29 protein-coding genes are annotated in these 26,224 nt (G+C 30.1%); 12 read left to right on the top strand and 17 right to left on the bottom strand.

Features of this window, described 5'->3' with window-relative positions:
• The first annotated feature begins 124 nt into the window (after window positions 1-124).
• The 9 genes from LZZ90_RS09925 to LZZ90_RS09885 all read left to right on the top strand — a co-directional run bounded on the left by LZZ90_RS09925 (window position 125) and on the right by LZZ90_RS09885 (window position 10,777).
• Window positions 125-2,338 (top strand): VCBS repeat-containing protein, encoded by a 2,214-nt coding sequence (locus LZZ90_RS09925; protein ID WP_237790539.1) that lies wholly within the window; start codon window positions 125-127, stop codon window positions 2,336-2,338.
• A gap of 419 nt (window positions 2,339-2,757) precedes the next feature.
• Window positions 2,758-4,005, top strand: coding sequence for a hypothetical protein (locus tag LZZ90_RS09920; protein ID WP_237790538.1), 1,248 nt, complete (start codon window positions 2,758-2,760; stop codon window positions 4,003-4,005).
• A gap of 414 nt (window positions 4,006-4,419) precedes the next feature.
• Window positions 4,420-4,713: a hypothetical protein gene (locus LZZ90_RS09915; protein WP_237790537.1), complete on the top strand. Its 294-nt coding sequence runs from the start codon at window positions 4,420-4,422 to the stop codon at window positions 4,711-4,713.
• Window positions 4,714-4,804: 91 nt separating this feature from the next.
• Window positions 4,805-5,431 carry a hypothetical protein gene (locus LZZ90_RS09910; RefSeq protein WP_237790536.1) on the top strand — a complete coding sequence of 209 codons (627 nt, stop codon included), beginning with the start codon at window positions 4,805-4,807 and terminating at the stop codon, window positions 5,429-5,431.
• Between the two features lie 158 nt (window positions 5,432-5,589).
• Entirely contained in the window at window positions 5,590-6,348 is a 759-nt protein-coding gene (locus LZZ90_RS09905) for a hypothetical protein (protein WP_237790535.1), read from the top strand.
• Window positions 6,349-6,536: 188 nt separating this feature from the next.
• Window positions 6,537-6,908 carry a hypothetical protein gene (locus LZZ90_RS09900; protein ID WP_237790534.1) on the top strand — a complete coding sequence of 124 codons (372 nt, stop codon included), beginning with the start codon at window positions 6,537-6,539 and terminating at the stop codon, window positions 6,906-6,908.
• Window positions 6,909-7,108: 200 nt separating this feature from the next.
• Entirely contained in the window at window positions 7,109-8,233 is a 1,125-nt protein-coding gene (locus LZZ90_RS09895; RefSeq protein ID WP_237790533.1) for a DUF4236 domain-containing protein, read from the top strand.
• A gap of 211 nt (window positions 8,234-8,444) precedes the next feature.
• Entirely contained in the window at window positions 8,445-10,220 is a 1,776-nt protein-coding gene (locus tag LZZ90_RS09890; protein WP_237790532.1) for a DUF6119 family protein, read from the top strand.
• A 74-nt stretch (window positions 10,221-10,294) separates the two neighbouring features.
• Entirely contained in the window at window positions 10,295-10,777 is a 483-nt protein-coding gene (locus LZZ90_RS09885; RefSeq protein ID WP_237790531.1) for a dual specificity protein phosphatase, read from the top strand.
• A gap of 27 nt (window positions 10,778-10,804) precedes the next feature.
• Here LZZ90_RS09885 and LZZ90_RS09880 read toward each other — a convergent pair whose 3' ends face one another.
• From LZZ90_RS09880 to LZZ90_RS09820, 13 genes are all read right to left on the bottom strand, one after another.
• On the bottom strand, window positions 10,805-11,767 hold the full coding sequence (locus LZZ90_RS09880; protein ID WP_237790530.1) for a hypothetical protein: 963 nt from the start codon (window positions 11,765-11,767) through the stop codon (window positions 10,805-10,807).
• Window positions 11,768-12,008: 241 nt separating this feature from the next.
• Window positions 12,009-12,425: a hypothetical protein gene (locus LZZ90_RS09875; RefSeq protein WP_237790529.1), complete on the bottom strand. Its 417-nt coding sequence runs from the start codon at window positions 12,423-12,425 to the stop codon at window positions 12,009-12,011.
• A gap of 3 nt (window positions 12,426-12,428) precedes the next feature.
• On the bottom strand, window positions 12,429-13,232 hold the full coding sequence (locus tag LZZ90_RS09870; RefSeq protein ID WP_237790528.1) for an endonuclease/exonuclease/phosphatase family protein: 804 nt from the start codon (window positions 13,230-13,232) through the stop codon (window positions 12,429-12,431).
• Window positions 13,233-13,271: 39 nt separating this feature from the next.
• Window positions 13,272-13,847 carry a hypothetical protein gene (locus LZZ90_RS09865; RefSeq protein WP_237790527.1) on the bottom strand — a complete coding sequence of 192 codons (576 nt, stop codon included), beginning with the start codon at window positions 13,845-13,847 and terminating at the stop codon, window positions 13,272-13,274.
• Between the two features lie 37 nt (window positions 13,848-13,884).
• On the bottom strand, window positions 13,885-14,094 hold the full coding sequence (locus tag LZZ90_RS09860; protein WP_237790526.1) for a hypothetical protein: 210 nt from the start codon (window positions 14,092-14,094) through the stop codon (window positions 13,885-13,887).
• A 61-nt stretch (window positions 14,095-14,155) separates the two neighbouring features.
• Window positions 14,156-14,518 (bottom strand): DUF4359 domain-containing protein, encoded by a 363-nt coding sequence (locus LZZ90_RS09855; protein WP_237790525.1) that lies wholly within the window; start codon window positions 14,516-14,518, stop codon window positions 14,156-14,158.
• A gap of 7 nt (window positions 14,519-14,525) precedes the next feature.
• The gene (locus LZZ90_RS09850; RefSeq protein WP_237790524.1) at window positions 14,526-15,581 is read right to left on the bottom strand and encodes a type I restriction endonuclease; all 1,056 of its coding nucleotides are present in this window, start codon (window positions 15,579-15,581) and stop codon (window positions 14,526-14,528) included.
• Window positions 15,582-15,587: 6 nt separating this feature from the next.
• Window positions 15,588-15,911: an HNH endonuclease gene (locus tag LZZ90_RS09845; protein WP_237790523.1), complete on the bottom strand. Its 324-nt coding sequence runs from the start codon at window positions 15,909-15,911 to the stop codon at window positions 15,588-15,590.
• A gap of 16 nt (window positions 15,912-15,927) precedes the next feature.
• A complete protein-coding gene (locus tag LZZ90_RS09840; protein ID WP_237790522.1) occupies window positions 15,928-16,500 on the bottom strand; it encodes a hypothetical protein in 573 nt (190 codons plus the stop codon).
• Window positions 16,501-16,508: 8 nt separating this feature from the next.
• Window positions 16,509-16,940 (bottom strand): hypothetical protein, encoded by a 432-nt coding sequence (locus LZZ90_RS09835; protein WP_237790521.1) that lies wholly within the window; start codon window positions 16,938-16,940, stop codon window positions 16,509-16,511.
• Between the two features lie 138 nt (window positions 16,941-17,078).
• Entirely contained in the window at window positions 17,079-17,744 is a 666-nt protein-coding gene (locus LZZ90_RS09830; RefSeq protein WP_237790520.1) for a response regulator transcription factor, read from the bottom strand.
• Between the two features lie 6 nt (window positions 17,745-17,750).
• Entirely contained in the window at window positions 17,751-19,454 is a 1,704-nt protein-coding gene (locus LZZ90_RS09825) for a tetratricopeptide repeat protein (protein ID WP_237790519.1), read from the bottom strand.
• A 51-nt stretch (window positions 19,455-19,505) separates the two neighbouring features.
• Window positions 19,506-19,712, bottom strand: coding sequence for a hypothetical protein (locus LZZ90_RS09820; protein WP_237790518.1), 207 nt, complete (start codon window positions 19,710-19,712; stop codon window positions 19,506-19,508).
• A gap of 333 nt (window positions 19,713-20,045) precedes the next feature.
• Between LZZ90_RS09820 and LZZ90_RS09815 the strand changes: the two genes are divergently transcribed.
• The gene (locus LZZ90_RS09815; RefSeq protein WP_237790517.1) at window positions 20,046-20,882 is read left to right on the top strand and encodes a hypothetical protein; all 837 of its coding nucleotides are present in this window, start codon (window positions 20,046-20,048) and stop codon (window positions 20,880-20,882) included.
• Window positions 20,883-20,947: 65 nt separating this feature from the next.
• On the opposite strand, the gene LZZ90_RS09810 is transcribed toward LZZ90_RS09815, so the two are convergent.
• A complete protein-coding gene (locus LZZ90_RS09810) occupies window positions 20,948-21,646 on the bottom strand; it encodes an IS1 family transposase (RefSeq protein ID WP_237790516.1) in 699 nt (232 codons plus the stop codon).
• 373 nt (window positions 21,647-22,019) lie between these two features.
• On the opposite strand from LZZ90_RS09810, the gene LZZ90_RS09805 reads away from it, so the two are divergent.
• Window positions 22,020-22,838 carry a hypothetical protein gene (locus LZZ90_RS09805; RefSeq protein WP_237790515.1) on the top strand — a complete coding sequence of 273 codons (819 nt, stop codon included), beginning with the start codon at window positions 22,020-22,022 and terminating at the stop codon, window positions 22,836-22,838.
• A gap of 70 nt (window positions 22,839-22,908) precedes the next feature.
• Here LZZ90_RS09805 and LZZ90_RS09800 read toward each other — a convergent pair whose 3' ends face one another.
• Entirely contained in the window at window positions 22,909-23,754 is an 846-nt protein-coding gene (locus LZZ90_RS09800; RefSeq protein ID WP_237790514.1) for a reverse transcriptase family protein, read from the bottom strand.
• Entirely contained in the window at window positions 23,735-24,025 is a 291-nt protein-coding gene (locus LZZ90_RS09795; protein WP_237790513.1) for a helix-turn-helix domain-containing protein, read from the bottom strand. The genes LZZ90_RS09800 and LZZ90_RS09795 overlap by 20 nt, the downstream gene beginning before the upstream one ends.
• Before the next feature lie 937 nt (window positions 24,026-24,962).
• On the opposite strand from LZZ90_RS09795, the gene LZZ90_RS09790 reads away from it, so the two are divergent.
• Complete coding sequence (locus LZZ90_RS09790; RefSeq protein ID WP_237790512.1) at window positions 24,963-25,709, top strand: DUF4184 family protein; 747 nt, start codon at window positions 24,963-24,965, stop codon at window positions 25,707-25,709.
• A 54-nt stretch (window positions 25,710-25,763) separates the two neighbouring features.
• Here LZZ90_RS09790 and LZZ90_RS09785 read toward each other — a convergent pair whose 3' ends face one another.
• Window positions 25,764-26,222 carry a hypothetical protein gene (locus LZZ90_RS09785; RefSeq protein ID WP_237790511.1) on the bottom strand — a complete coding sequence of 153 codons (459 nt, stop codon included), beginning with the start codon at window positions 26,220-26,222 and terminating at the stop codon, window positions 25,764-25,766.
• Window positions 26,223-26,224 lie beyond the last annotated feature (2 nt).

Raw genomic sequence — 26,224 nt, 5'->3', positions numbered from 1 at the left:
GTTTTTGAGGCGTCTTTTTTGATTTCTAAAGATTAAAACTATAAGAATCATAAAACAGACATAGAACCAAATTGTTATATTTGATTTCAGTTATAAATAGAATTATAATAAAAACTAAATAAAAATGAAAAATTTGAATAGAATAATTTATCATTTATACACTTTTCTTTTTTTCTTAATATATGGAGTTTGTTCTGCCCAAGATTTAGGGCAAATAGAAACAATCAACGGCTCTGGCTTAAGCTACAAAGGCATCAAAACTTTTGACGCTGATGGTGATGGTGATTTAGATATAATATCTTTTCCTTATTTATATCTTAACGATGGAGCCGGTAGAAAACAAAAAACGATAATAATTGGTAATTCTAAGAAAGAATATGAAGACTACAATATAGAGGATATGGATGGTGATAAAGACATTGATATTGTAGTTCTTTACAAAAATGGTGATATTGATATTTTGATAAATGAGAAGAATGGTTTTAATAAAAAACCACAAAAAAACAAAATAACCTATTTACCTGCTGAATATGCCAAATTGTATTTATATGATGCCAATTCTGACGGAATACGCGATATTATCATTTCCGGTCTTAAAGGAGTTCCAGTTGCTTATATAGGAGATAAAAAAACTCAATACACCTATTTTAATGCATTTAACAATTCCTTCAATGATTTTAATACAATTTTCGGACTAGATCTTAATAAAGATCGGATACAAGAATTATTGGTCTATCAAAATTCCTATGACCAAAATAACAAGGCTATTTTAAATGCATATTCATTCAAAGAAAATAAATATGTAAAAATTAATTCGTTTGTTCTTCCCAGCAAAAGTATATCAAACATCCGATTAATTGATATGGACAAAGATGGCGACCATGATTTAGTGTACTCCTCTGGATACTCAGATGTTGGAATCTATTGGATAGAACGTACAAACAACGGAGGGTTAGGAAAAGTTAATACTTTGATTACTCAACTAGAAATGGAAGATTACCAGATTGGAGATTTTGATTATGATGGAGATTTTGATATTGCATATTTCTCTCTAAGAAGTAATAATCCCTTTATTAATTGGGCAAAAAACAATGGAAATAATACTTTTATTAAGAACCACAAAAGTTTAATTCCAAACATCAAGGAATCGAAGTCATTTATTTTTGAAGATTTTGACGGTGATAAAATTAAAGATGCAATATATTTTTACGATAATCAAGGAACAATTAGGCCTAGATATAATATGGCTTTACAAACTAAAGATGGACAATTAAAAGAATTAAGCACTTGGATAATGAGTGCCCAATGTGCAGGTTTTATAATGGCTGATATAGACACCAATGGTACTAAGGATATTGTCGGACACTTAAACAATGAATTGTTCTATATTCTTGTAGACACCAAAGGAAATTACTCTGAAGCAAAAGAATTAGCTATTAGCCCATTTATAATTAACACATTAAAATATTCGGATATTAACAATGATGGAAAAAATGATCTAATAGTAAGTACTGACGATAGGGACAATGGTAAATTAGGCTGGTTTAAAAATGAAGGTAATTTAAAATTTAATTCCTTTACAAGTATACATGATGATAAAGATAGACTAATAAGTTTTGAGGTTATTGATTATGACAATAACGGAACTAAAGATATAGCAGTCAATTACTGGGATAATGCTACAAGAGGCTTTTACTTTTATAATAATTTGGGGAATGGAATATTTAGCAAAGATCGGATAGAAGTAATGGTGGATAAAAAATCATTCCCAAAATTAGCAATTTGGGATGTTAATGAAGATGGCATCTTGGATATTATCGATAACAAATCTTCAATCTGGTTTAAGTATCTTGGTCTTGAAAAATGGGAAAAACAAACAAGTCCATTTTATGGAAATTTCATTAAGAGTATTTTCAATGCTAAATTAGACCATGATAATAAAACCGATTGTATACAATTATCCACTAATAATCTTAAATGGTTAGAAAATGACAATAATCAATGGACAGGTATTGATATTCCAACTGAAAATTTTGAAATTGAAGATTTAAGAGTTGGTGATATGAATAAGGATGGCTATGACGATATTGTATGCTATGTTTCAAGATATGGTTTATCCGAAGGATTTCAAGAAGAAATTACATTTAGTTATAAATATTCTATTATTATATTAGAAAACGATAAATCAGGAAAATTTAGACCTAAACCTCTTTTCCCGATTTCAAACATATCTGGAATCGAATTACATGACATTGACAATGATGGTGATTTAGATATAATCTATTCTGTTCGACATTTCCCAACAGCAGGAATCAATGTGTGGAAGAATTTAAATTAAAACAATAAGATTATAATGTTAAAATTAACCACAAAGAAATATATAAAAATTTATTGATCCCATATTTACATTAAAACAAAAATTGATTTTGTTTTGAATAAGTAGTTTTCAAAACGGAGCATTTACCTTTACCATAACTACCACTACCCTGCTTATTGTATTTTTGGGTTATGGAATGGTATGAAATTTTAGGGTTGATTGTATTTGTACTTGCCGGGGTTTGGTTGCAGGGGAAGGTTTATGATGGTAGGAAGTATCGTGGGTATAATGATAGTTGGAAGAACAGAAATAAAAGATAGAGAAACGCCAGAAGGCGTTTTTTTTTTAAAATAATGCAGAATATTATCTCGAAACAATTACCAGAAAAATTGTATATATTTGAGAGTTGACAGAAATATTAAGACAACCATTGAATTATTATGTACTCTTCAAGAAATAGAATTTTTAGTGGAAAAGGATCTATTCGAGAATATCTTGTTCCAATCGTAAAAAGTATTGATTCAGAAATAGAATCTACATCTGAAAATTATATCTTGACAGTCAGTGAAGAACAGTATTCTGAATATTTGATTGATAAATATTCTGTTGAACTTCCAGAAATTCATTTTTCAGAAGTTTATGCTGATAGTTACGAAAAAGAAATATCTTCAGAAGACTACCCAAGTCGATTTGATGCTTATCGTGGAGAGAAATACAAAAGACCTGTCATTCAATTTTTTGTTCCCGTTTCAGGAAATTCTGAAGTCTTAAAATATTTTCCTGGAATAAATAGCATAACTATTGGCGGAAGAAGTACGGATTTTGAAGTTGAAAATAGCAACTTAAAACTTGAAGTAATTGATTTTTATAATGACCCTATTAAAGTGAAACAAATTTTCGATGAAAATGTTAACAATAGCCATAGAAAGTTTAATGACTTACTTTCAGATATAAAAATGTTTAATAGTTCTTTAAATAGCCATATAACTGAAAAAATCCGTGAAAGAAAAGCTAAGTTTCTACAGAAAAATGAGTTCATGTCTTCTTTGGGTGTACCTCTAAAAAAGAAATTCGACACATCACAAACATTTTCTGTTCCAAAACCAAACCTAAGAACTAAAATTAGCATTGTTAAACCTTCTGTCTCTAACGAAGCTTTTAAACCTGAACCAACTTTAAATAATGAAATATACAATCAGATTCTTAAGTTAATCAATGATATAGGTAAAAACTTTGAACGATTACCAAGCATATATAAAGATAAAGGAGAAGAAGACTTGAGAGATCATATTATTATGACCTTAGATCCTAACTTTGAATATGGTAGTGTTACTGGAGAAACCTTCAATAAAACTGGAAAAACTGATATTCAGTTACGATATGATAGTTCTGTTATATTTATTGCAGAATGCAAATTTTGGACTGGAGAAAAAGGATATTTAAAAACTATTTCTCAACTCTTAAATTATTTAACTTGGAGAGACACAAAAGCATCGGTAATTATTTTTGTTAGGCAAAAAGAGTTCTCCTCAATTCTTGAAAAAGTAAAAGAAGTTACTAGTTTACATGATAATTATTTAGGATTTGTATCAAAAAGTGATGAAAACTGGTTTAACTACAGATTCCATTTGAATGGTGATAAAAACAGAGAAGTGAAATTGGCAATTCAATTATTTCATCTTCCATAAAAATGCTTCTGCCAATGGCGGCTTTGTGTAAGTTAGGTTTTAAGGCTAAAGTGAAACTTGTACCCCTTATACAAAAGATGCTTAATGCATCTTTTTTCTTTTATAGTAACACGATGTGGTTGTTAATTTAGGATAAACTGCTATCCAAAAAGGAGTATTTACTTTTACCATACCCCCCTACTTATTATATTTTTGAGATATGGAATGGTATGAAATTTTATGGATGGTTGTATTTGTGCTTGCCGGTGTTTGGTTGCGGGGAAAACTTATGATGACAGGAAGTATCGTAGTTATAATGATAGTTGGAGGAATTAGAAATGAGAGACGCTTTTTTAGCGTCTTTTTGTATACGGGAAACCGTAAAACCCTGCTCGATATTTAATTTATTTTTGATAAACTTTAAAACAATTTATCATGGTAAACTTTGGCGAAAATGACTTAATTAATAATGACTATGTAGATACTACTACAGGAGGAGACAATCCTAATTATACGGCTATTCGTGATCAAGAAAGGGTTAACAAAAAGGAACTTTATGAAGTTGTATGGTTTTGCGATGCTTTCGTTAAAAACTACACAGTACCCAAAACCAAAGAAAGCTTTCAAAAGGTTGAAAAACTAATAAGACTCCCACAAGTAAGCGGTGTTGTAATGAGAAAGGAACTTAACGATTTTGTTGCCAAAAATTGGAATTCAAAATTAGTTTAATAAAATTTTTAGACATTAAAAAGTAGAAGCATTCATTTGATGTATGCTTCTACTTTTTACTACTACAATGTCTAATATAATAGTATAATTTATGAGAAATTTGCTTTACATTCTAATAGGAATCTCAATTCTAAGTTGTAAAAACTCATCAATTCCTGAAAATATTGAGTGGACAATAGTTAAAGAGGAACCAAATAAAAACTTAAGTAAGAATAATATCGAAATTCAACTAAATAAAAAAGTAGATGAAAAAATACTTAAGGAAATTGCTCAAGAAATCCGGGAAGAAAGGAAAGATTTTAATAACCTTTGGATATTTTACCATATTCCAGAAATGGAACCTAATGCAACTTGGGCTACAACACATTTTACCCCAGAACTCGAAGTAAAAATTTTGGGTTCAACAGAACATCAAGATAAAACAACTTCTAAAGTCAACAACATTGAAGGCACAATTTTAGGAAAATGGAGAAGTGAAAAAAGTCTTATGGGTGCTTCCTTAATCCTTTTCAAGAACAAAGAAAGTAAATTAATAATGAGGATTAATTTTAAAGATGGAGGAAATATGGATAGTGAAATTAATGAAACTAAAAAAAATGACAAATTACGTCTATATGATAACAATGGGAATAATGAATATTATATTTTAGAAGATAATGGTAATCTAGGAATGTATAGCCGAGACGGCAAATTTGATGAGGCTATTAAAATAGAATAATTAATAATCACTAAAACAAAGACACCTTTAAAGGTGTCTTTGTTGTGTTTACGGAAAACCGTAATTACTAATCTATGGTTATACATATTTTTGATATAGCCTACACATATTTGGTCCTTGAGCATAATTTACATGAACATCAAATAAATCAAACTTCAATGAAAAAAATAATACTCATTTTAATTTTTGCCTATTTAAATTCATTCGCTCAAGATTGCCCAACTAGAATTGGGGATTTTGAAATCAATTCAACAAACTTAGACGACTTGAAATTGATATTGCCTCTATATACAATTTCCAGCATGAGCAATATAAAAAATGCTGATGATTATCAAGTTTATAAAGTTGAACATGAAGAATTAGATGATGAATATTCTGGAGGATATTTCGCATATGAAGTAAAACCTGATTTAGAAAATATTAAAAGTTGGTACAATGTTGAAATTGCGAACCCAAATGATTCAACAAGAGTTTTTTTTATCCCAAGTTATAAAGTAGATGATGTAGTAATCAAAAATGTACTCTTGAAATTTTATAATAATCAATTATATTTTATAAGAGCTAGTCTAACAAAAAGCTATGCAGATATAATTTTGGAAAAATACAAAGGAAAAGGTCACAAATCAGAAGAAAAGAAAACGCCAAACGCATGTAAAAATGTTAAATTCAAAAGGTATCCAAATATTTTTTCACAATACTTTTTTTCTTCAACTGAAAATAAAATTCGAGCAATGCTAACTTTTGATTTCAAAATAAATAAATATTGCGAAACGGTGATTAATGATAGAATAGAAATATTTGATTTCGATATTTATATAAGAGAAGGTGATAAAATTATTGCGAACCTAGAAAAATTGAAAAAAGAACAAGAAGAGAAAAAGAAATTCGAAAAAGAAGAGAAACTAAAAAAATTCTAAACAACAGCTAACGGTAGTTTTGAGCAATCGAGGGTTCTGTATATAATGGAAAAAGTTAAATCCAAAAGCCATTCTTTTTTTAAAATTTTCTTCCAACCTTTTCTGTATATTTATAAACATCAGTAATAAATCAAATACCACAACATAAAACCGGCGTGACTCTATAAACAATTTTAAACAAACTCAGAATGAAGAAAAAAATTCAATTTGTAATCCTATTCCTTTTAATTACTCTAAACACTTTTGCTAAATATACTCAAACTTGTACAGTAAAGTATATGACACAAGATGGCTGGTCAAAAAAATATGTTGTTGATGTAAACTTTTTAACTGGTTCTGAATTGAATGACGCAACAAACAGCTATAAGTATTCATCTTATTCAACTTATGCAGTAATATTTTGGGGAGAAGGTCAAGCCAGTGTAATTAAATTAACGTCTTATACTGGATGTGGTTACGAAGTCGACAAAAGTTGTATTACGAACACTTATACTGACTTAAAAGGAAAAGATCAAGAAGATACAGAATGGAAAATATGTGTTAGTGATTATTGCTACTGATATTAAAAAGCTGCTTATAATAATGAAATTAAATAAGTTTAGACCATGTAAAACCTATTATCAATTTACAAAAAAACACCAAAAATATCTTTATTTATTAACAGAAAACTATAATCATATATTTAAGATTAATCTTTATAAATATTAAGTATTTTAAAATTGTCTATTATACTTCAACAAAACAACCTAAAAGAGAAAATATGGCTTGGAATTATCGTCGTAGAATTAAAGTAATCCCTGGAGTTTACATGAATTTAAGTAAAAGTGGTGTAAGTACATCAATCGGAGTTCGTGGAGCCAGTTTAACCTTTGGAAAATCAGGTACGTATGCTAACACATCTATTCCCGGAATTGGTCTTTATAACAGACAAAAAATATCTAATAATCTAAACTCGAATAACTATAACCCACAAAATATTGAAACTGACATTTTGGAGGACAATATTTTTAGCGCAGATGTTCAAGAGATTACAAGTCAAAACATGCAAGGTGTTAAGGAAGCAATAATTACTGCTCACGAACAAAGAAGAGATTTAAAAAATGACTTACTAAAAGTAAAAGCAACACTTGGAAGTTCAAAATTAAAGTTAACAGCAAGTTATGTATTACTATACGGCTTAATAAAAAAAGAAATATCTAATAATATTAAAACTGACATTGCCTCTAAAAAAGAGGCAATTAAACAAATTGAAGAACAAATTGATAATTGCTATGTTGGGTTAGAAATCGAATTTGACAATGAAATTAAAGTTCAATATGACAAAATTGTTGCTACTTTTAGAAATCTTATAACTTCACACAAAATATGGGATGTTACAAGTGCTCATGCTCATGACAGAAAAACAACTCGTTCAGCTGCTTCGACTGTTGTAAATAAACGAGATGTGAAATTTGGAATGAAATCAATTCCGGATATTAGAAGTCGCTTTGAAGCGTTATATTTCAACAATGCTAATGGAGCTGATTTGTATATATATCCAAATTTTATTGTAATGTATTCATCAAGATCTAAATTTGCGGTGATTGGGTTTGACGAGATTGATTTTAGTCATAGTTATTGTAGATTTATTGAAAGTGGACCCATCCCAAGAGATACCAAAGTAATAGACAAAACTTGGTTCAAGGTTAATAAGAATGGTTCGCCAGATAAGAGATTTAAAGGCAATTATCAAATTCCCGTTGTAAAGTATGGTGTAATAACTTTAAGAACCAAAACTGGACTTAATGAAGAATACCAATTCAGCAATTATGAATTTACGGAAGAGTTTGGAAGAGCTTTTAATGAATATCAAGAGACAATTAAAGGACTATCTTCATTGAACTAATAAATTACTAACATCATTAGCTAGAAGTAAATTTTGCTTTAGTTAAGACATCAAACATATTTTCTATTGATACAAAAGATGCTTAAAAGCATCTTTTTTGTTTACGGGAAACCGTAATGACGCATCTAAGATTATTCTTATTTTTGACAGAACTTCATCTATTAGAAATTAACGAACATTTTTAGAGAAGACATCATTAAAAACAACAGTTATGTCAGATAAAATTCAAAGCAACTTTTACCTTTTGAAAGACACCATAAAAGTTTTAAGAAAATCAAAAGTATTAGTCGAAACAATTGACTTTAAATTTCTTCATACTCATCTAAAAAAACATGATTTCAAAGAACAAAAAGTTATTCCAAACCTAAGTTCAACTTACGAAATCAAAGTCTATTTCAAAAAGACTATCAATCCAATAAAGTGGAAAGGTTTTATGAATACAATTGTTCAGAAAGATGAGGAAATTTTAAAAAACAACAAATCAATTTCCGAAAGCTATGTTATACTTTTTCATAACACAAAATCTAAAAAATATTTTGCTTCAACTGGAGGCTTTGCCCATGTTGCAATTCAAGATGTTGCAACAAACGATTTTGGGCTTGAAATTCTATCTCGAGTTTTAAAGGCTGAAGACAAAAATCTTCGATCCAGTAAAGAAAGGAACTTAACTGGCGGCATACAAGGTGCTATAAAGTTTTTTAGAAACGATTACAACCTTTATGAAAATGAATCTTTTGGGAATATTTATAATGAACTTAATGCTTCAATAAATAAAGACCAATTGAACAAAATATTTGGCTTTTCGAAAGCAGATCTTAAATCTGACAGTCTTTGTATTGCTAAAAATTCATTTTCAATTAAAAAATCGATTTCTTTCATTGAACTTTTAAATTTGATTGAAAAATGTGAAAAATTAATAAACCTTCCACCTGTCGTCGAAATTAATAGTGTTGAAAAAGTTAACAAGTCAAACTCAATATTAATAAATGACTTATGGGAAGAACTACTAAAAAAAACATACTCTAATTATCAAGACCCTACCAACTTCTTTAGCGTAGAAATAGCACATAAAGATTTTGAAAAATATTATTATGCTAATTCAGCTTCACTAACATTTAGTATAAAGCAAAAAAAGAGAATATCTCCTTTTGAAGAAGCTATTAAACAAATTCAAACTATTCTTGATGAAATCAGAAACATAGATTCCTCATTACCATATGATAAATTTAAAACGGTTTTAACAAACGGTTTAATTGAAACATTTGATGCTAACGGAGATACATTAACACGTGACACATTGACAAACCATTTTTGCTCCGAAATTACATACGACGGTAAAAGCTACTTTTTAATTGAACGCGATTGGTACGTAATAGGTAAAACATTTATTGATAATATTAATGAACAGTCAGAACATTTTATTACTATTAACAAATATACTGGGCCTACAATGGATAAATGGACTTCTGGCAGTGAGAATGATTATAATAAATCTTATTTCACTAAGCCTGAATCACTTGTATTTGACAAATTCACCCCATTAAACATTGAAGCTTGTGATATTTTTAGATGGGACCAAACAAATGCATATTTTTTTCATATAAAAAAAGGTTTTGACAATTCAATGAGGGATTTGTGTAGTCAAGTTTTAATTGCTGCTAGAAAAGTAAAAGAAGATTCTAAAAATAATTTTATTTATCTAGAAAATTTATATGATACCGTTATTAACAATAATGGAACATCAGCTTATTCAATAGATGCCAAAAAACACTTAAAAAAGATTTCTAAAAAAGATTTTATAAATATTGTAAGAAATAGAAATATCGTTTTTGTGTTGGCTGTACTAGATACAGCTTCAAATGCTAGAAAACTAGAAACTGACATCGTAAATTTTGATTCTAATATTGCTAAATTTTCATTAAATGAGCTCTCTAAAAACTTGAGAAATTTAGAAGTAGATTTTAAAATACTACAATTAGAAAAATAAAAACTATCAAAATCAATTTTGAGCAAGTAGATTTATTTGTTAAAAAAAACTTTTTTAAAAATTTACAAAAAAAAATGAAAGAAATTGATGAAAATTTATTCGTTGGTAATTTGACTGATTATGAAAATAACCAATTTAATAATGATTATTATTTCGTACAAGCCTGTAAAGAACCTTGCCATAGAAAAGCACTTGGATATACAGGGAGAACAGCAGATGTAAATCACCCTGAATATTTAATTGCACATAGGGAAAGAAAAATCATTTTGAATATGATTGACCCTCCAACAGGAAAATATTTTGAAAATATAATGTTTGAGAGTTCGTTAGCTTTTATAAACGAAAACTTAGAAAAGGGAAATAAAGTTTTAATTCATTGCAATCAAGGAATTTCACGTTCCCCGAGTATTGGGTTATTATATCTCGCTACTAAAGGAAAAATTAGAAATGAAAATTTTATTGTTGCAGAAGAAGATTTCAAAAAAATATACCCGGATTACTCGCCTAGTGGGATTAAGGAGTTTTTGTCTTTAAACTGGCATAATTATTTTAAATAAAAAATTATCCCGTTACAATAAATGTGGTTATCTCAACTCCATTTCCATTAATTCCTTAATACTTTTTGCACTTGAAAAATTGGGGTTTTTCATGATTTCTCTATCCAAATCTTTAATTAATTCAGTAAAAATGTATTTAGGGTTTTGTTGCTTTTTTATAAAAGTTATTGCAATAACATAGGTTTCCATGGCTTCATCTTCATTATTAAGCATAAGTTGTGCTAGCCCCTTGTTTGCATATACCCAGCCCAATTCATAATAGCTATTTGCCTTATCTGAATACTCTACACATTTTTGATAATTACCATTTTCGAATTGTTTCCAACCTAAGTTCGCATACAATTCTGCTTTTTTTATTTTCTCAGAATTATCAACTATTTCTTCTTTCTTTACCAATGCTACAACTTCAATAGTAATATTAATACCATCAATACCACTTGGGTTTCTTAAACCTAAAAAAACTGTACCTTTAGTTACATCATTAATCTGAACTACAGCTTGTTTAGTATTTTGAACGGTTCCTTCCATTGAATATCTAAAAGATCCCCCTAAAAGACTTTGATCTTCTTTGGCTAAAAATTTATCAATATTCGTTCTATCACATAAAAAAATATCTGCTGAATTTGACCCTTGAGGAATTTCAACTGTCTTCAAAACCTCTTTTGTTAAACCTGACGCCATCAAAGAAACTCCAGTCGGATTCGCGTTTAGTGCCAAAGCAGCAGAAATTTGAGTTATTAAATTGAGATTTTTTGTACCACTTTGTCCAGGAGTTGTCGTAAAACTGTAATACCATTCCACTGTATTAGGAGGCAAATCAACTTTAATATACTCTCTAGACTTGCCGCCAAAAGCAGCTCTCGTTCCTCCATTTAAATAAATTTGCCTTTCCTTGATTATTTGAACGGCCTCTATTTTATTAATAACCTCTTGAGACATGGCAATAGCAGAAATCACTAAAGCAATAAATAAAAGTAATTGTTTCTTCATTGTTAAAATTTTGAATTATTTAAACCTTTAAAATATTAATGAAAGATGAAAATTTTTTATTCCTTTAACAATCACCATTTCTAATGATTTTTCTCTAACTATATTTAGTGAGTAAGTCTTCATTTATTGACAAATTAAATTGAATGTATTTAAATTTCATTATGGAAAACCGTAACTCAAAATTTATTACATAAAAAAAGATGAGTTAAACCTCATCTTCATAATTAACCAAATATTTTACTTACTCCGCCTCCAACTCATACTCATTCCCATTTTCATCTGTAGCCTTTAGTTTCCCATAATCAACCCATTCCGCATCAACATCAACCTCATCGCCATCTGGTGTTGTAATGGTTCCAGTACCGTATTTACCATTCATTGAGACATTTCCTGAAACGTCATCGCCATTACTATCATGGCCGACTACATCGTAATTGTATTCGTAATCTCCTGATGTACCCGTACGGTATTCGTATTTATGCTCTTCATCTACATGATACGTTGGGTCGTCCTGTGGTTCTTCGTATTCTACTTGCTTAGTTGATACGAAACCTTGAACCTTAGAATCATTATTATCGTTATAATTCGTTTTGTTTTCTTTACAACTGACTAAGCCAGTTAAAACAAATAAAAATGCTAAAAGTATAGTTTTATTCATAAGCTATTTTATTTCAATTGTTGCCCAAATTGGGATATGATCTGAAATTTCTCTTGTGCTTTGTAAGCTCTCAAAATCTTCATAAAAGTGAATGACACCTGAGTTTACTACCTCAACTTTTGAAGTATCTATAAAGATATTATCGTATTCTGATGCTAAACAATCTGAGCCATTGCATTGCTTTTTCAAAGATGTTTTTTGGTTTTGTAATACTGGTTTATATCCCATACTTTTTAAGGGGCCGAAAACAGAATGGGATTGCGGGCAATTGAAATCGCCCAGGAAAATAAGGTTATGCCCAGGATATTGTTTTGGTAGAAACTTAAAATACTTGATTTCAGTTTCCGGCTGCAGCTTTTTGGTAATGGCGTGAAAATTGGAAAGGGTGAAGTTCTTGCCTTTATACTGGAAAGTACAATAGTAAGGTTCCCGGTCTATTTCAAGTTGATACTTTTCTTCAAGCCAGGCCTCTCCTATTTTCTTGAGCTGTGAGGTTTTCCAGAGATAGGCATAACGCTCGGTTTTGTATTTGCTACCTGTAGTAGGATTACTCACTATATAATCCCACTTTGCTCCTTTACGGTTTAGAATCTCTGCGAGTTTGGCTATGGTTTGCGCGCCACCATAGTTAGGAACGACTTCTTGTATAGCTACGACATCAAATTTTTTGATTGTATTAGCAATGTATTCTAAGTTCTCATCAGATTTTGAGGAGCCAATGTTTTCAATATTCCATGTACATAATTTGATTTGTGCATAAAACAAATTCGAACAAAGAAGGAGAAGGATTATTAAACTCTTTTTCAAAATACTTTCAATATTTCACTTAAACGCTGCTAACAATTGTTACTTTATTTGTTTCAATACTGCTAATAGTTCCGGAATTTTATTTACTTGTGATTCTGTCCAGAAATAATGTTCATTATCTGTAATTCCACTATCCTTCAAATAAATTGAAATTCGGCGAGAATTTCTCTCTATATGAAAACTAAAAGTTATCTCTTTAGAATTAAATATATAAGTAATAGATTGTTTTTTTTCTGTCTTGTCTTTAAGATTTGGAATTACATATTGCTCTATAAAATAGATAAATTCTTCAACTTCATTTAAATCAATCCATGATGACTTAAAATAATTGTAACTTTTTCCTGCAAATTGGTATTGAACATTCATATCCATTTGCAATGATTTTACTTTCTGATTTGATTTCAAATTAGTAGCCTCTACAGGAAAAAAAGAAACCACTTCCCCAAGTCCGGATTTAAATTCAGCAGTTAGACTCCAATCTTTATTTATCTGAGTGATTTCTGCATTCTCTATAAATTTTCTTGTTTCTGAATTCGTTTTATCATTTTGAGCATTTGTTATGAAGACAATGAAAATAAATAAAACTGTGAATGTTTTTTTTATAAGAGATTTCATTTTTTAAATTTTGATTTGTAATTATTCTTAAACATGTTTAATCTTCCCAACCACAAAGGGTTAAACCATATCCTTGTGCTTCTTTAAGAGTTACTTTTTTAACACCGTGATTACAAGAACTTAGCCCTCGACAATTTTCTTTGTAATGGTATTTTTTTGCTCCTGTTGGACCACAGATATAAACGTCTGAACCAGTTGTATAGGATGATGTAACAACAAAAATTAATGATAATGCAAGTAGTTTCATATTTTTGGTTTTTGGTTTTTAAAGATAGTTTTTTTCTTAAAAAATATATTATCAGAAATAGTTATTCTTTTTCATTTTGAAAAGCTTCTTCAACCCTATCAGATAAAAAAACGTTACCAAAAGCACCAAAACCAATGGAATTTTCTTCTCCTTTATATGCGACTTTTGTTATTGAAAAGACTAAATAGTTATCTCTACTTACACCGTTTTCGACTAAAGTGTTAATTAACGAAGTTCCTAATAAACTTCCTAATGCTGAGAAACCATTTTTAGGGATTGTTTCATCTTCTTCAATTGACTTTTGATAATATGCCGTTATTTTAGATTTCACAATTTCTTTGTGCATCTCTTGACTAGGGTTTGTAAAAATTGCAATTACTAAAATTACTCCTAAACCTATTAAAGCTATTTGTTTTGTTTTCATACACTAATTAATTTTCGATTTCATACAAACTAACTGTGTCTAACAATTCATTTTCAAAATTGTAGATATCATCAATGGTTTCAATCAATTGGCGATTTTCATTCTTATTTTCATTGAAGAGACCAATGTATTTTTTACCGCCGTTAAGATGTAATCTGCAAAGTGGTTTACGATTGTTATCGTCAAGAAGAACTCCAAAATAAGATTGTGTATCACGATGTACTATGCGATGTGTTGGTATTTTTCTTCTAAGAATCGCAACAACAATACGGTAAGCTTCAAGCTCCTCATCAGTAGTAGTAACTCTTGATATTTCAGACTCTTCAATTTGATCCTTCTCCTGAATTATTACTTCTTTGTTTAAAGCCAAATGTAATCGTTCGTTAATTTTTTCACCAACAAGTTGACCAAAGGCTTTTTGAACAAGTTCTGAGAATTCATCCATAACTTTTTCAGTCAATCTGCCGTTATATACTTTATTAGCAAACAATCGAACAAATTCCGGTGAAGGCTTTTCTATTTCAGCATCAATTTGCTTACGTATCTCTTTGATGAATTTAAGAGAACTTGCATTATCCAGAATCTTATTAATATCAAAATTTGATTTATGGAACTTCGCAACTTCATTTATGGCACTGTCCTTCAAATTGGTAATATCAAATTCAAAGAAGGGTTTTTCATCCATCTTATTTTTCTCATCCAAATCTGTAAAAAACTGATACTGAATTCCGTTTGTTAACAATGCAAAACGCGTTTTACTTACATGAAAATATCGGAATAATTGCGAACCGTGAATGGTTAAGTTTTCTTTCCAGTTTTTACATTCGATAATCATGATTGGTTCACCGTTTTGAACAATAGCATAATCTACTTTTTCACCTTTCTTGATACCGATATCAGCCACATATTCCGGCACTACCTCCAATGGATTAAATGTGTCGTAGCCAAGTGAATTGATGAATGGCAATACAAACGCGTGTTTTGTAGATTCTTCAGTTTCAATTTTATCTTTTAGCTGATAAATTTTATCGGCTAAGGATTTGAGTTGAGTTTGTAATTCCATATCTTTCTATTTACCTGCAGCTACAATACAGAAATTATTAGCGGGGTAATTATCTCCTTTTTCCCTGTTATTTTGCCATTGTAAAGGTTGTAGGTTTGATATGTCATCACTCCCTCCTTTTGAAACAGGCTTAATATGATCGATTTCCCAACCTGTCCCATTTTCAGTTGTATTACCATAATTTCCCCAATCGATCCATGCTCCGCAAAGATCTTTTCGTCTAATATTTTGATTTACATCTGGAACAATAATTGATTTATTCCAAACTGCTCTTTTGATCTCTTCTGACCAATTCCCTCCATTTCTGTCAGTATTATGCTTTCTTACCATCTTTTTTGTTTTTAAATTATTTATTCCATTTTAATCCTTCAGTCTCAAATTCCAAAACTTTTCTCCCTGCATCAAAAAAACCTACTTCTAACATTACTTTCTTGGCTTTTTTTAATTTTGAAATGAACTTCGCAGCATTGTTTATAAAAATTACATCGCTACTTCCGTCTGCTGATGAGCTATAAGTAAAACTCATGGGTTTTTCGTCATCAAATTTTGCTTTAAGACTTTCGCTATCTCCAATACTTGTCATAAACTGACCTTTAGAAACGGTTATCAGCGCTTCGTTTCCGTGTCCTAAATTTCGAATATGAATATCTAAGGTTGAACCTCCATCATATGGAAATTCAAAGTCTGCAGTGTTAATTGAGGTGCAGGTAGCAAAAAATTGTTTTGTCCCTTCCATCTTATCTTGATCTTCATTATATACCCAATTAGGCTTGTTTTCTAATTCAGTCTCCTGTCCTACTGAAGGTATTTCTTCTTGAACCGTTTCTGCTTTAGCAGCATCCTCACCGCTCCCATAAGCCATAAATAAAAACCCTGTAATCACTATTACAGAAAATAAATGCCGTACTGTTTTTTTCATATTTATATTTAATTATTGGTTTTATTTTTTCTACAAATCATTAATGGAAATACTGTTCCCAACAAATACATTACTACATCCATCCAATCGAATGTTCCTGGGAATATTTTGAAAAATTGTCCAACTTCTGACAAAACTGCCATTATCGGCATGCTGAATATCCACACTGCATTCTCCTTATTGATTATGTTTTTCCAAATCATTAACATTAAACAGACATAAGATGACAACCAAAGCCCATCAGGTAGTGCGTATAACATCCAATTTGGCATTACATTAGTAATTTTCAATGTGCGGTCTCGTGTACTTTTTATGATTTCTAAACAGTTGATTTTATCAAGCCAAACAAATAGTTTTAAGGATTCACTTCTAAACAAGACATAAATTACCCCTCCAATAGTTAATGTTATTCCTGAGCAAAAAAACAACTGCTTCTTCATCTGTCTTAATCAATAATCAAACTTAAAATGAACCGGGATCTAATCCTTACGGGAAACCGTAAAGAGGAAGTATTTTATTTAGCATAAAAAAAGCACCCTAAAAAGAGTGCTTTTAAATATGAAAATTTAAGATAAGTGCTATACTATTCCGAGATCTTTGGCTATTGCTACCAGATGTACTGTATTATTGGCTTTAAAATAATCTTTTAATTTGGCTATTCTTTTTTCGACCGTACTTTTACTGTTTGGGGTAATGCCAGCTTCTTTTAGAGTTACTTCCATGTTTTCCTGTTGAATTCCTACTGAGAGGTATTGCAATACTTTAACATCGAAATCATCTATTTCATTAACGGTTTTCTCCTTGCGAACATGACTTAATTCCTGGGATATAAATTCTTGATTGTTGAATGCGTTCTTGATTGCCATTTTAAGTTCTTCGATACTACGTCTTCCTTTAAGAACAAAACCATCAACAGTATACTTATCAAACAATGCTTTGACACGATAGGGCTTATCCTCTATTGAAAAAGCTATAGTTTTAATATTGACATCCAATTTTTTGACCGCTTCGATAAGTTCTTCACCTGAATTTAAAGTCACTGTTTTATAATCTGTTTTAAATGATAAATCAGTAATTAACAGTTCAAATGGTTGCTTATCCTGAATCGCTCTTTTTATCTTCAATAAAGCATCATCACAATATTTGGCATATTCAATTGTTGACACATTGAGTTCATTTAAAACCTGTACCACAGCAATATCATTTAAATCTACATCGTCTACTATAAGAACTTTTTTGAACATAAATAATTATTTAGGGATTGAAAAACTTAATCTGAATCCGTTATTAGAATCTGTTTCAAAAGTAATGGTTCCTTTAATCGAAAGAATACGGTTTTCCGCATTTATAAGACCATTCTTTAAATTCAACTTCTCCGACATTCCTATACCGTTATCTGAATACTTAATTTGAATGGCATTACCGATATCTTCAAACCCCACAACAACAAAACTAGCCTGACTGTGTTTTTTCATGTTTACCATTAACTCCTGAAGAACCCTATAAACTACAACTTTATTTTCTGATTGCACTTTATCCCATTTGATATTATGATTGTCTTTGATAATTATCTTGACATCTTCACTTTCAAAACCTACAATCATCTGTTTAAGATTAGTTTCAAAATGATCTCCAGTAATAACTTCACTGTTTTCTCTTGAAATATCTCTCGTTCTGGAATATATATTGTCCAAAGCATTTAAGAAAGTCTCTTTTCGTTGCGGAATTTCAAGGTCTTGCGTTCTAGCAAATGACATAGCTTGAAAAACATCGTTAGCTAATTCATCATGCAATTGTTTCGATATTCTTGCTTCTGTATCGTGAACGGCTTTCTGTTTTTCTTTTCGATTTTTCTTTTTAAAGAACCTTACTACCCAAAAAATTAAAATTACCAATAACCCAAATCCAATAATTAATAAAAGCCGTTGAGTTTTTGTCTTTTCAAGCTTTAATAAATTATCGGCTCTTTCCAGTTTCAGTTTTTGGTTTTCTTCTTTCTCTATTTGAGAATCATACTTAATCTTAGCAAATTGGTTTTTGGCATTATTTCGAACTTTTGTTATACTATCGTTCAAACTTAAAAACTGACTTGAATATAGATTTTTCCCTGATTTAATGTTGTTGGTCATTAAGAAAGAAAGTGCTTCTAACCTTTCATCTATACTTTTATGAATTGTAGCGTTTTGATATGCTTTTAAAGCATATTGATTTGATTTTTGAAGGCTTTGGTTTTGATAAAATTCAGCTAAATGAAGGTAACTTTCTATGGCTCCATAACTTAGATCCTTATTGGTTCTTATTGCTAAACTTTTTCCCATATAATCTAATGCTTCTTGATTTCGGTTCTGTTTAAAATAAGAAAAACCTAGATTATCTAACACTCTAGCTTTTTTATCTTGAAGCGAATCGACATCTAATATTCTCGATTTTAAAATAGGTTCTAAAATTGCTATACTTCTTGCAGACTCTCCATTCTCGGTATAGATTGCAGCTATATTATTAAGTGGAGAAATACTATCTACTTTACTTTTTACTGTCTTTAATGAAAGTGAATAATATTTTTCTGCATCATCATAATTTTTTTGCTCTTTAGATATTATTCCTAATTGATTGTATATTAAGCCATCGTATTTCTTTAATTTATACTTTAACAACTCTGCAAGCGTTTCTTCACTTCCATTATAATCTCCATAAGTTTGTTGAACTACTGCCTTTTGATATAAACAGTAATATATATATGCAGTATCTTTCTCCTTAACATATATCCTCAGAGACTTATTATAAAATAAAAAAGCACTATCAAATTTTTCTTCCTTTAAATACTTTCCTGCCTCTTGTAAATAATTATAAGCCTGGATTTGCTTATTGCTAGATTTGGGAAGCTCGACATTATCCCTACAAGAAGAGAATAAAACGAAAGAAAACATTAAAACTAAAAACGGGGAACGTATCATAAAGTTACTTTCCCCGAAATTAGTAATTATAAACAAACTGTAATAATTTATTTATGGTTTTGGTGGTGGTGGCGGAGGCATAATAATTGGATCATCACCTGGGCCATCAGGAATGCTGTCTCTTGAATATAATTGATCATTCCCTTTTACTTGGTTAAACTTACTTTGGTAAATTTCTCTTTCATTATCATCTAATGAACAAGAAACTACTACTAAACCCCATACTGCAAAAGCAGCCAATAAAAATATTCTTTTCATTTTTTTAGAATTAAAATTGGACATAGGCATTGCACTCCTGTGGTAAACAAGATTTATTGTAGTGGCAATGCTAAATTGAATTGGGAAGTGTAGTGTTGTCTAAACCGCCTTGAAAGAATTATACTTCCCGGACAATTATCCAAAGTGATTTTTGACAACACTATGTAGAAGTAGTTTTGTACATTTGTTCGTATCGCGAAATAGAACAAGAACTAATTCTGAGGCAAAGTAAAAGCCTTTTGTTTCGGGCATTTATACGGAATTCCTACAATTCCTGCAATTCCGCAGGAATCCTTAGAATTCCTAAAAAATCCTAAAAAATCCGAAGTAATTATGACGAGAAATACTCAAGAAGAATACAAAAAAAGAATACGAGAGAAATTTGAGACTGAGAAAAATGGAGTTTATACAGATGTTTTTTTTAATCCTTCAAGAGCAAAACTGAGAAAGCTATGCTTTGAACTTTTTAAAGACAACACCAATGCTGATGACTTAAAAAGTTTCGAATCGTTTTTCAAATATAAGTTCAGCTTAGATTGCGGGAAAAAATTAAAAGATGATACCGACAAGTTTAGACCTATTGAAAATTTTTTAAAAGGGGAAACAGAACCTGCAGATTTTGAAACTATAAATATGGCAGCTATTCTGGTAGATTTTCAGCCAAGACCTTTTTCAAAATTTTTCAAAAAAAAAATTATTAGCGAGGCTATACCAGTTGTTACTAAAACTGAGATCAATAAACCCTCCGTCCCTCTGCCTGATATAAACCCTCCACTAAACATTGTCAATACTACTAACAAGAAAAGAATAAACAAAAAAAATGGAATTCTTCTAGCAGCCATCGTAGTTTTAGGAATGGGATTTTCAGTCAAACACATCTTTTTTGCGAATAAGCAATGTATGGAATGGCAAAAAGACCATTATGTAGTTGTTGATTGCTCTTCGGAAACACAAGGTTTTGTTAGAATACCTTTTGATGAATCTTTAACCGATTTCAGAAGAATATGGCCATGCGATACAACTACTTTTTTTAAGGACGGTAAAGCTGTTTTGTGGTATTGTAAATCTGGTGATGAAATTGAATTGTATAATAAACCGGGGTTTGATCCTGTTTATGAGAAGCCTTTACGGCCTATTACTGAGTATATGATTAATAAGTATTTTAAATAATCTAATTAATATAATGTACTTTATGTTCAAATACAGAATAATTTAAAACAGATTTATTTGAATAATTAAAACCAAAAATAAATTTTAAGCACAGCAAATGTGATAATAAGACTTCTACCAAAACAAATTGTCTTTCTATTTAATCTCTTCAAATGAGTTCTTAAAGTTAAATTCTTGCGTTCAATATGGTTAGTACCGTAACGTTTAACTGAATGAATGTGATTTTCAATTAAACTTCGATAATTCTGCAACCTGTCTGTAAAAATCTTTTTGGCATTAGAAAGCTTTAAAAAGTCTATTACTTTACTTATTGTTTTATTAGTTCGCTTTCCGATATTAAAACTAACTACTTTTTTAGAACATTTATGTAAAGCATAGACTATCCAAATTCTATTGTTTTTATTACCTAAATAAGTACACAACTCATCTACTTCATATTTACCACCAATTGAAATTTGTGGGGTTTTAATTAATGAAGCAATTGAGACTATTCTTTTAAGTAATGTAGTTGTGGAAATTTTTAATATTCTGGCTATGCTCCTAACACCAAGTCCTTCTTTAATGAAAGTAACAATCTGACTATTGATTTCTAAAGCATACGCTTTATAACTGTAAAATTCTATAAACCTCTTACCACAACTTTTACAATAATATTGCTGCTTTTGGTTTTTAGTTTTACCGTTTTTAATGACTGAAAAACTAGAACATTTAATACATTTAATTTTATCACTAACTCTGATACACAAAGGTTCGCTCGACTTCATTAGCTTCGATTTAAGACAATAACAAATAAAAAAGATGGGCTTGTATTTGCCCATCTTTTTGCTTTAACCTTTTGATAATTACTGATTATTAAATTGTTAGGTCGTGATAATTTTGCATCACTAAGTTTGAAACATTACCATCTTCCCTCAAAATGAGGGTGCTTCACATCAATATCATAAATTAAATCTATCAATTACATTAAATAATAGAAAAATAATATAGATAGATTTCATTTACTTAGTCACTCCAATACACTATATACTATTAAACCGCAGAAATACTGCGTACTCGGTTCCTTGTTGGTCGCACCTTCAAGGTTTCCTTCCGAGTATAAGCCAAAAAGGAAATTACAAAAAGGAAATAAAAAATGTTATGGAAAGAAAAACTATCAATAGCACCGCTATTATTGGGTTAGACAAAGGATTCATCCAAACCCCAAAGAATGTAATTACTGATGCGAATTTAACGGATTCGGCTGTTAGGTTATTTCAGTTGATACTTGACACTCCAAGTGATAAAAGAGTTAGCTTGGAGTATTATCGTAAAATGCTAGACTGGTCAAAAAACAAACTGGCTAATGCAACTAAAAGCCTTCAGGATAACGGGTATTTAAGGATAATCAAAGAAGAAAGGGGCAAAGGGAATGGATTCAGTTATAAATATTTAATCTCAAGCTTCGGGAATTTGAAAAGTGAAGCCGATGTAAAAACCATCGAAGAACTGGAAGAAATAATCGAATCGCCAGAAACAAATCTTGTTGAGGAAACACCAGCCGTGGTTGATGAACAAATAGAAACTCCAATGAATGATGAGGATTATGCAAATTACGTTGGCTCATTGGGTAGTTTACTTGATTATTACGGTGAAGATTATGTCATGGAAATTAAACCGCTATACGACAAAAGGGACGTTAAAGGGATGGAGAAAGTTTCAACGAAGTATCTCAAACGTTTTTATAATGAGGAAATTGCCAAGGTGAAAAACCCAGAATCAAATGGCAAAGCATTTAAAGCATTACAGGATTGGTTAAAAGATGAGGTATTTAATAAGAAAAATATAACGGAACTATATTCGATTCATACCTCGAACATCAACGCAAAGTTTTTAATGTATAAGGATAAATATCGAATTAACAGACCAGTAGATTTTGAAACCGAAATGGGTGATTTTTTGGAAAACCCAATAGATTAATTAGTTTTGAAGAATTTGCAATCGCAAATGAAACAGAAAACCTATTCCAAATACTGGAGTAGGTTTTTTGTTATTTGCTATTGGTTTTTCTTATATTCTTTAGATAATTAAGAATTGGTTTTACTTTCGCTTCGGAGTTTTCTTCCTCTTTTGCCCTAGCTATAATTTTATCAGTACCGTCAATCTTATTAAGAAATACATTAATACCAGTGATATTCTGTTTGCCAGCGTAATCGGTCTTTCTAAAACTAATTTTTAAACCATCTTTTTGCACAGTTTCTAAAATTATTGGGATGAGGTGTTGAAAATCTTTTTGAGAGGAAAAAGTCAAATCATCAATGTATCTAGTATAAGTTATGCCGTTAGCTTTGCAGATTTCAATTAATTTATAATCAGTATCTAAAAAAACCAAATTTGATATATGTGTACTTGTTGGTGTGCCTTGAGGTAATTCTCCTTTCCAAGTAGTTAACCTAGTAGCGTAAAAAGCAAATTGTTTATTAAACCCAAGATTAATAAATGTTTTATGAACTTTTTTTGCGCTTATTGATGGGTAAAAGTCCTTTAAATCAGTTACAAAAACGTATTTTTTCCCTTGGTGTGGTTTTGCGTTTGTTATATTGCTTTTACCTTTTACGCCACCATGAATATTGCTAGGTAATTCAATCCCTGAAAGGATTCTGTCTTTAATTTTTTTTTGAATCCGTTTTAATTGAGGTTTAGAAGGTCTAATGACTCGTTGCTTTACAGTTCCATCCAAATAGGTTTTAGGTAGCTCAGTCTTTTTGTCTATTTTTGTTTCAATCCATTCACTATAATGACTATCGATATCCTCAATAATTTTATCAAGTTCCTTTTTTGATTCTCCGATGATTGAAGGTAAAAATAATTTATTCCTAGACTCTAAAGAACTCATTCACAAGAGATTTTACGGATGGGTTTATAATCTCAAATGCTTTTCTTTTTTCAGGTGAAATATCATCTTCGTTTAATGATAAAAAAAATAAAATTGGTAACGGAATATCAAGGCGAGAGCTTATTTCTTTTAAAGTCGATAAGTTTGGCTCTTTGCTATTGTTTTCAATTTGGGATAAATAAGTTTGTGTAATACCACAAAGAGAGGCAAACTCTGTTTGAGTTTGACCCTTTTGTTTTCTGATATCTTTTATTACTGTACCTAAGTTCATGATTAATTAATTTGGAAAAATTTAAAGGGTGTCGGGGTAACTGAATAACGTAATACTTCTCTCATGGCTCATAGCATTAAATTAAAAACTTAATAATGAGGTCAACAATATCTGACACTTCAGATTTGAAATGCTTGTCGGTCAACCCTTTTTTAGTCCTTAATCTATTTAACTTTGCTATTGCATCATTTAATAAATTAACGTCATTCTCCGATAGAGAACACTGGTTCGTTGCGATAGTTACTAATACGTTTAGCAATCCATCGATGTTTTGAAGTCTAATTTTTCTCGACATAATTAAAGAGATTTAGTGATAGCTTAGTTGCTACCTGCTTCTTTTTAACAATAGTTAATCACTAAATGCGTAGACAATGTTCTCTATGCACCGCTTTAAAATCCCTGCTTCTTTTAAAATAGAAGCTTTCATTAAACAATTCATTCTAATCTGACTTAATCATCTTTGACTGGGGTGCAATTTTACTTACAATCATATCTACGGATGTACTGTTGAGGCGTTACCGCTACATCAGTTGGTTCATCAGGTTAGAGGGCGAATTGTGCCTGAAACCCCAATGAAGGGTTGTTTATAAATAAACAAAAATTTAAAATCTCCATTTAGTAATTAACTTTCAAAACAAATTTCAAAGAACTATGAGGCAAATATATAAAATATTACTGATAGTTAATAAAAAATACATAAATATTTTTAAAATATTTTTTCAGCAGTAAACAAAATGCCATACAATACGTATTTATACTGAATTTTATTGGTTATCATAAACAAAAAAACCTAACACCAGATTCTCATCCAGATGTTAGGTTTAATTCTTGAATTCAATAACTAACTATGCGTTTGTGGTTCGTTTCAGATGTCGGAACGATTTTGATTAAATTATTATTTCATACTTTTAAACATTATCATAAATCATAATCAAAAATGCCATTTACATTTTCACATCCTGCAATAGTTTTGCCATTGACATATTTACCTAAACGATGGTTTTCATTGACTGGACTTGTAATTGGCAGTTTGACTCCTGATTTTGAATATTTTATAAGAATGAAAGTACAAAGTAACTATAGTCATACTTTGAGTGGGTTGTTTTGGTTTGATATTCCATTGGGGCTTCTACTCGCTTTTATCTTTCATAATTTTGTTCGTGAAAGCTTAATTGATAATCTGCCGACAATTTTAAAATCAAGACTTTCTTCCTTTAGACAATTCAATTGGAACAATCATTTTAAAAAGAATTGGTTCGTAATAATAATTTCAGTTTTAATTGGTGCAATCTCACATTTATTTTGGGACAGTTTTACTCACGTACACGGTTATTTTGTTGAGATAATTCCAATGCTAATAAATAAAATTGATATTCTCGGAATGCAAATACCAATTTTTAAAATACTACAACATTCAAGTACTTTACTGGGTGGGACTGTGATTTGTTTTGCTTTGTTCAAGCTACCAGCAGACAAAAAAGTAAAGGGAGAATTCAAGTTAAAATATTGGAGCGTATTAGCTGGATTAACTTTGACAATAATTCTAATACGATTTTCAATGGGACTTAATTATAAAGCGTACGGGCAAATTATTGTTACTGGTATTTCGGCAATGCTAATTTCATTAATTCTTACACCATGGATAATAAAAACAATAACGAGCGAGAATAATGGTTTGAATTAATCGGTATAAAAAAACCTAATATCAGACTTTCATCCAATATTAGGTTTCATTATTCTATTTTTCTAAAGGTGTTAGTTCATAATATTTTAAATTGTCATTTTCTTTTATTGCACTTTTAAAAATAGCTTCTTTAGGTGTAAACACTCGTACTTTAGTAGTGTCAATTATGTCTCCAATTACAATCTGTTCATCAACTAAACTTTCTACTGATGATACGTTGTTTTCAGAATAAACGATTTTCCCTTTGTTCAAAAAAATAATTGGTCTAGTAAATTCAACATAATTGGGATAATCAATACCGATGCATTTATTTACATATTCTTTATCAGTAGGTATTTCAAAAAAATAAACTTTATCCCATTCAAAATCTGTAACTTTTTTTAATTCTATTCTACAGTCTGGGGTATTACAATTTTCTATTTCTTTTGTTAAAGCCAACTCTATTTTTCCTTTTCGATGGCTACAACTAAATAACAATAGGACTATAACAATTAATGATATTAACTTTTTCATAT

The sequence above is a fragment of the Flavobacterium sp. SM15 genome, assembly GCF_022012335.1.
GTDB lineage: Bacteria > Bacteroidota > Bacteroidia > Flavobacteriales > Flavobacteriaceae > Flavobacterium.
This window is presented reverse-complemented; position numbering and strand designations above follow the sequence as displayed.

Coding starts and splice junctions, on each gene's coding strand:
- LZZ90_RS09925 (WP_237790539.1), top strand. CDS start 125: ATGAAAAATTTGAATAGAATAATTTATCATTTATACACTTTTCTTTTT.
- LZZ90_RS09920 (WP_237790538.1), top strand. CDS start 2,758: ATGTACTCTTCAAGAAATAGAATTTTTAGTGGAAAAGGATCTATTCGA.
- LZZ90_RS09915 (WP_237790537.1), top strand. CDS start 4,420: ATGGTAAACTTTGGCGAAAATGACTTAATTAATAATGACTATGTAGAT.
- LZZ90_RS09910 (WP_237790536.1), top strand. CDS start 4,805: ATGAGAAATTTGCTTTACATTCTAATAGGAATCTCAATTCTAAGTTGT.
- LZZ90_RS09905 (WP_237790535.1), top strand. CDS start 5,590: ATGAAAAAAATAATACTCATTTTAATTTTTGCCTATTTAAATTCATTC.
- LZZ90_RS09900 (WP_237790534.1), top strand. CDS start 6,537: ATGAAGAAAAAAATTCAATTTGTAATCCTATTCCTTTTAATTACTCTA.
- LZZ90_RS09895 (WP_237790533.1), top strand. CDS start 7,109: ATGGCTTGGAATTATCGTCGTAGAATTAAAGTAATCCCTGGAGTTTAC.
- LZZ90_RS09890 (WP_237790532.1), top strand. CDS start 8,445: ATGTCAGATAAAATTCAAAGCAACTTTTACCTTTTGAAAGACACCATA.
- LZZ90_RS09885 (WP_237790531.1), top strand. CDS start 10,295: ATGAAAGAAATTGATGAAAATTTATTCGTTGGTAATTTGACTGATTAT.
- LZZ90_RS09880 (WP_237790530.1), bottom strand. CDS start 11,767: ATGAAGAAACAATTACTTTTATTTATTGCTTTAGTGATTTCTGCTATT.
- LZZ90_RS09875 (WP_237790529.1), bottom strand. CDS start 12,425: ATGAATAAAACTATACTTTTAGCATTTTTATTTGTTTTAACTGGCTTA.
- LZZ90_RS09865 (WP_237790527.1), bottom strand. CDS start 13,847: ATGAAATCTCTTATAAAAAAAACATTCACAGTTTTATTTATTTTCATT.
- LZZ90_RS09860 (WP_237790526.1), bottom strand. CDS start 14,094: ATGAAACTACTTGCATTATCATTAATTTTTGTTGTTACATCATCCTAT.
- LZZ90_RS09855 (WP_237790525.1), bottom strand. CDS start 14,518: ATGAAAACAAAACAAATAGCTTTAATAGGTTTAGGAGTAATTTTAGTA.
- LZZ90_RS09850 (WP_237790524.1), bottom strand. CDS start 15,581: ATGGAATTACAAACTCAACTCAAATCCTTAGCCGATAAAATTTATCAG.
- LZZ90_RS09845 (WP_237790523.1), bottom strand. CDS start 15,911: ATGGTAAGAAAGCATAATACTGACAGAAATGGAGGGAATTGGTCAGAA.
- LZZ90_RS09840 (WP_237790522.1), bottom strand. CDS start 16,500: ATGAAAAAAACAGTACGGCATTTATTTTCTGTAATAGTGATTACAGGG.
- LZZ90_RS09835 (WP_237790521.1), bottom strand. CDS start 16,940: ATGAAGAAGCAGTTGTTTTTTTGCTCAGGAATAACATTAACTATTGGA.
- LZZ90_RS09830 (WP_237790520.1), bottom strand. CDS start 17,744: ATGTTCAAAAAAGTTCTTATAGTAGACGATGTAGATTTAAATGATATT.
- LZZ90_RS09825 (WP_237790519.1), bottom strand. CDS start 19,454: ATGATACGTTCCCCGTTTTTAGTTTTAATGTTTTCTTTCGTTTTATTC.
- LZZ90_RS09820 (WP_237790518.1), bottom strand. CDS start 19,712: ATGAAAAGAATATTTTTATTGGCTGCTTTTGCAGTATGGGGTTTAGTA.
- LZZ90_RS09815 (WP_237790517.1), top strand. CDS start 20,046: ATGACGAGAAATACTCAAGAAGAATACAAAAAAAGAATACGAGAGAAA.
- LZZ90_RS09810 (WP_237790516.1), bottom strand. CDS start 21,646: ATGAAGTCGAGCGAACCTTTGTGTATCAGAGTTAGTGATAAAATTAAA.
- LZZ90_RS09805 (WP_237790515.1), top strand. CDS start 22,020: ATGGAAAGAAAAACTATCAATAGCACCGCTATTATTGGGTTAGACAAA.
- LZZ90_RS09800 (WP_237790514.1), bottom strand. CDS start 23,754: ATGAGTTCTTTAGAGTCTAGGAATAAATTATTTTTACCTTCAATCATC.
- LZZ90_RS09795 (WP_237790513.1), bottom strand. CDS start 24,025: ATGAACTTAGGTACAGTAATAAAAGATATCAGAAAACAAAAGGGTCAA.
- LZZ90_RS09790 (WP_237790512.1), top strand. CDS start 24,963: ATGCCATTTACATTTTCACATCCTGCAATAGTTTTGCCATTGACATAT.
- LZZ90_RS09785 (WP_237790511.1), bottom strand. CDS start 26,222: ATGAAAAAGTTAATATCATTAATTGTTATAGTCCTATTGTTATTTAGT.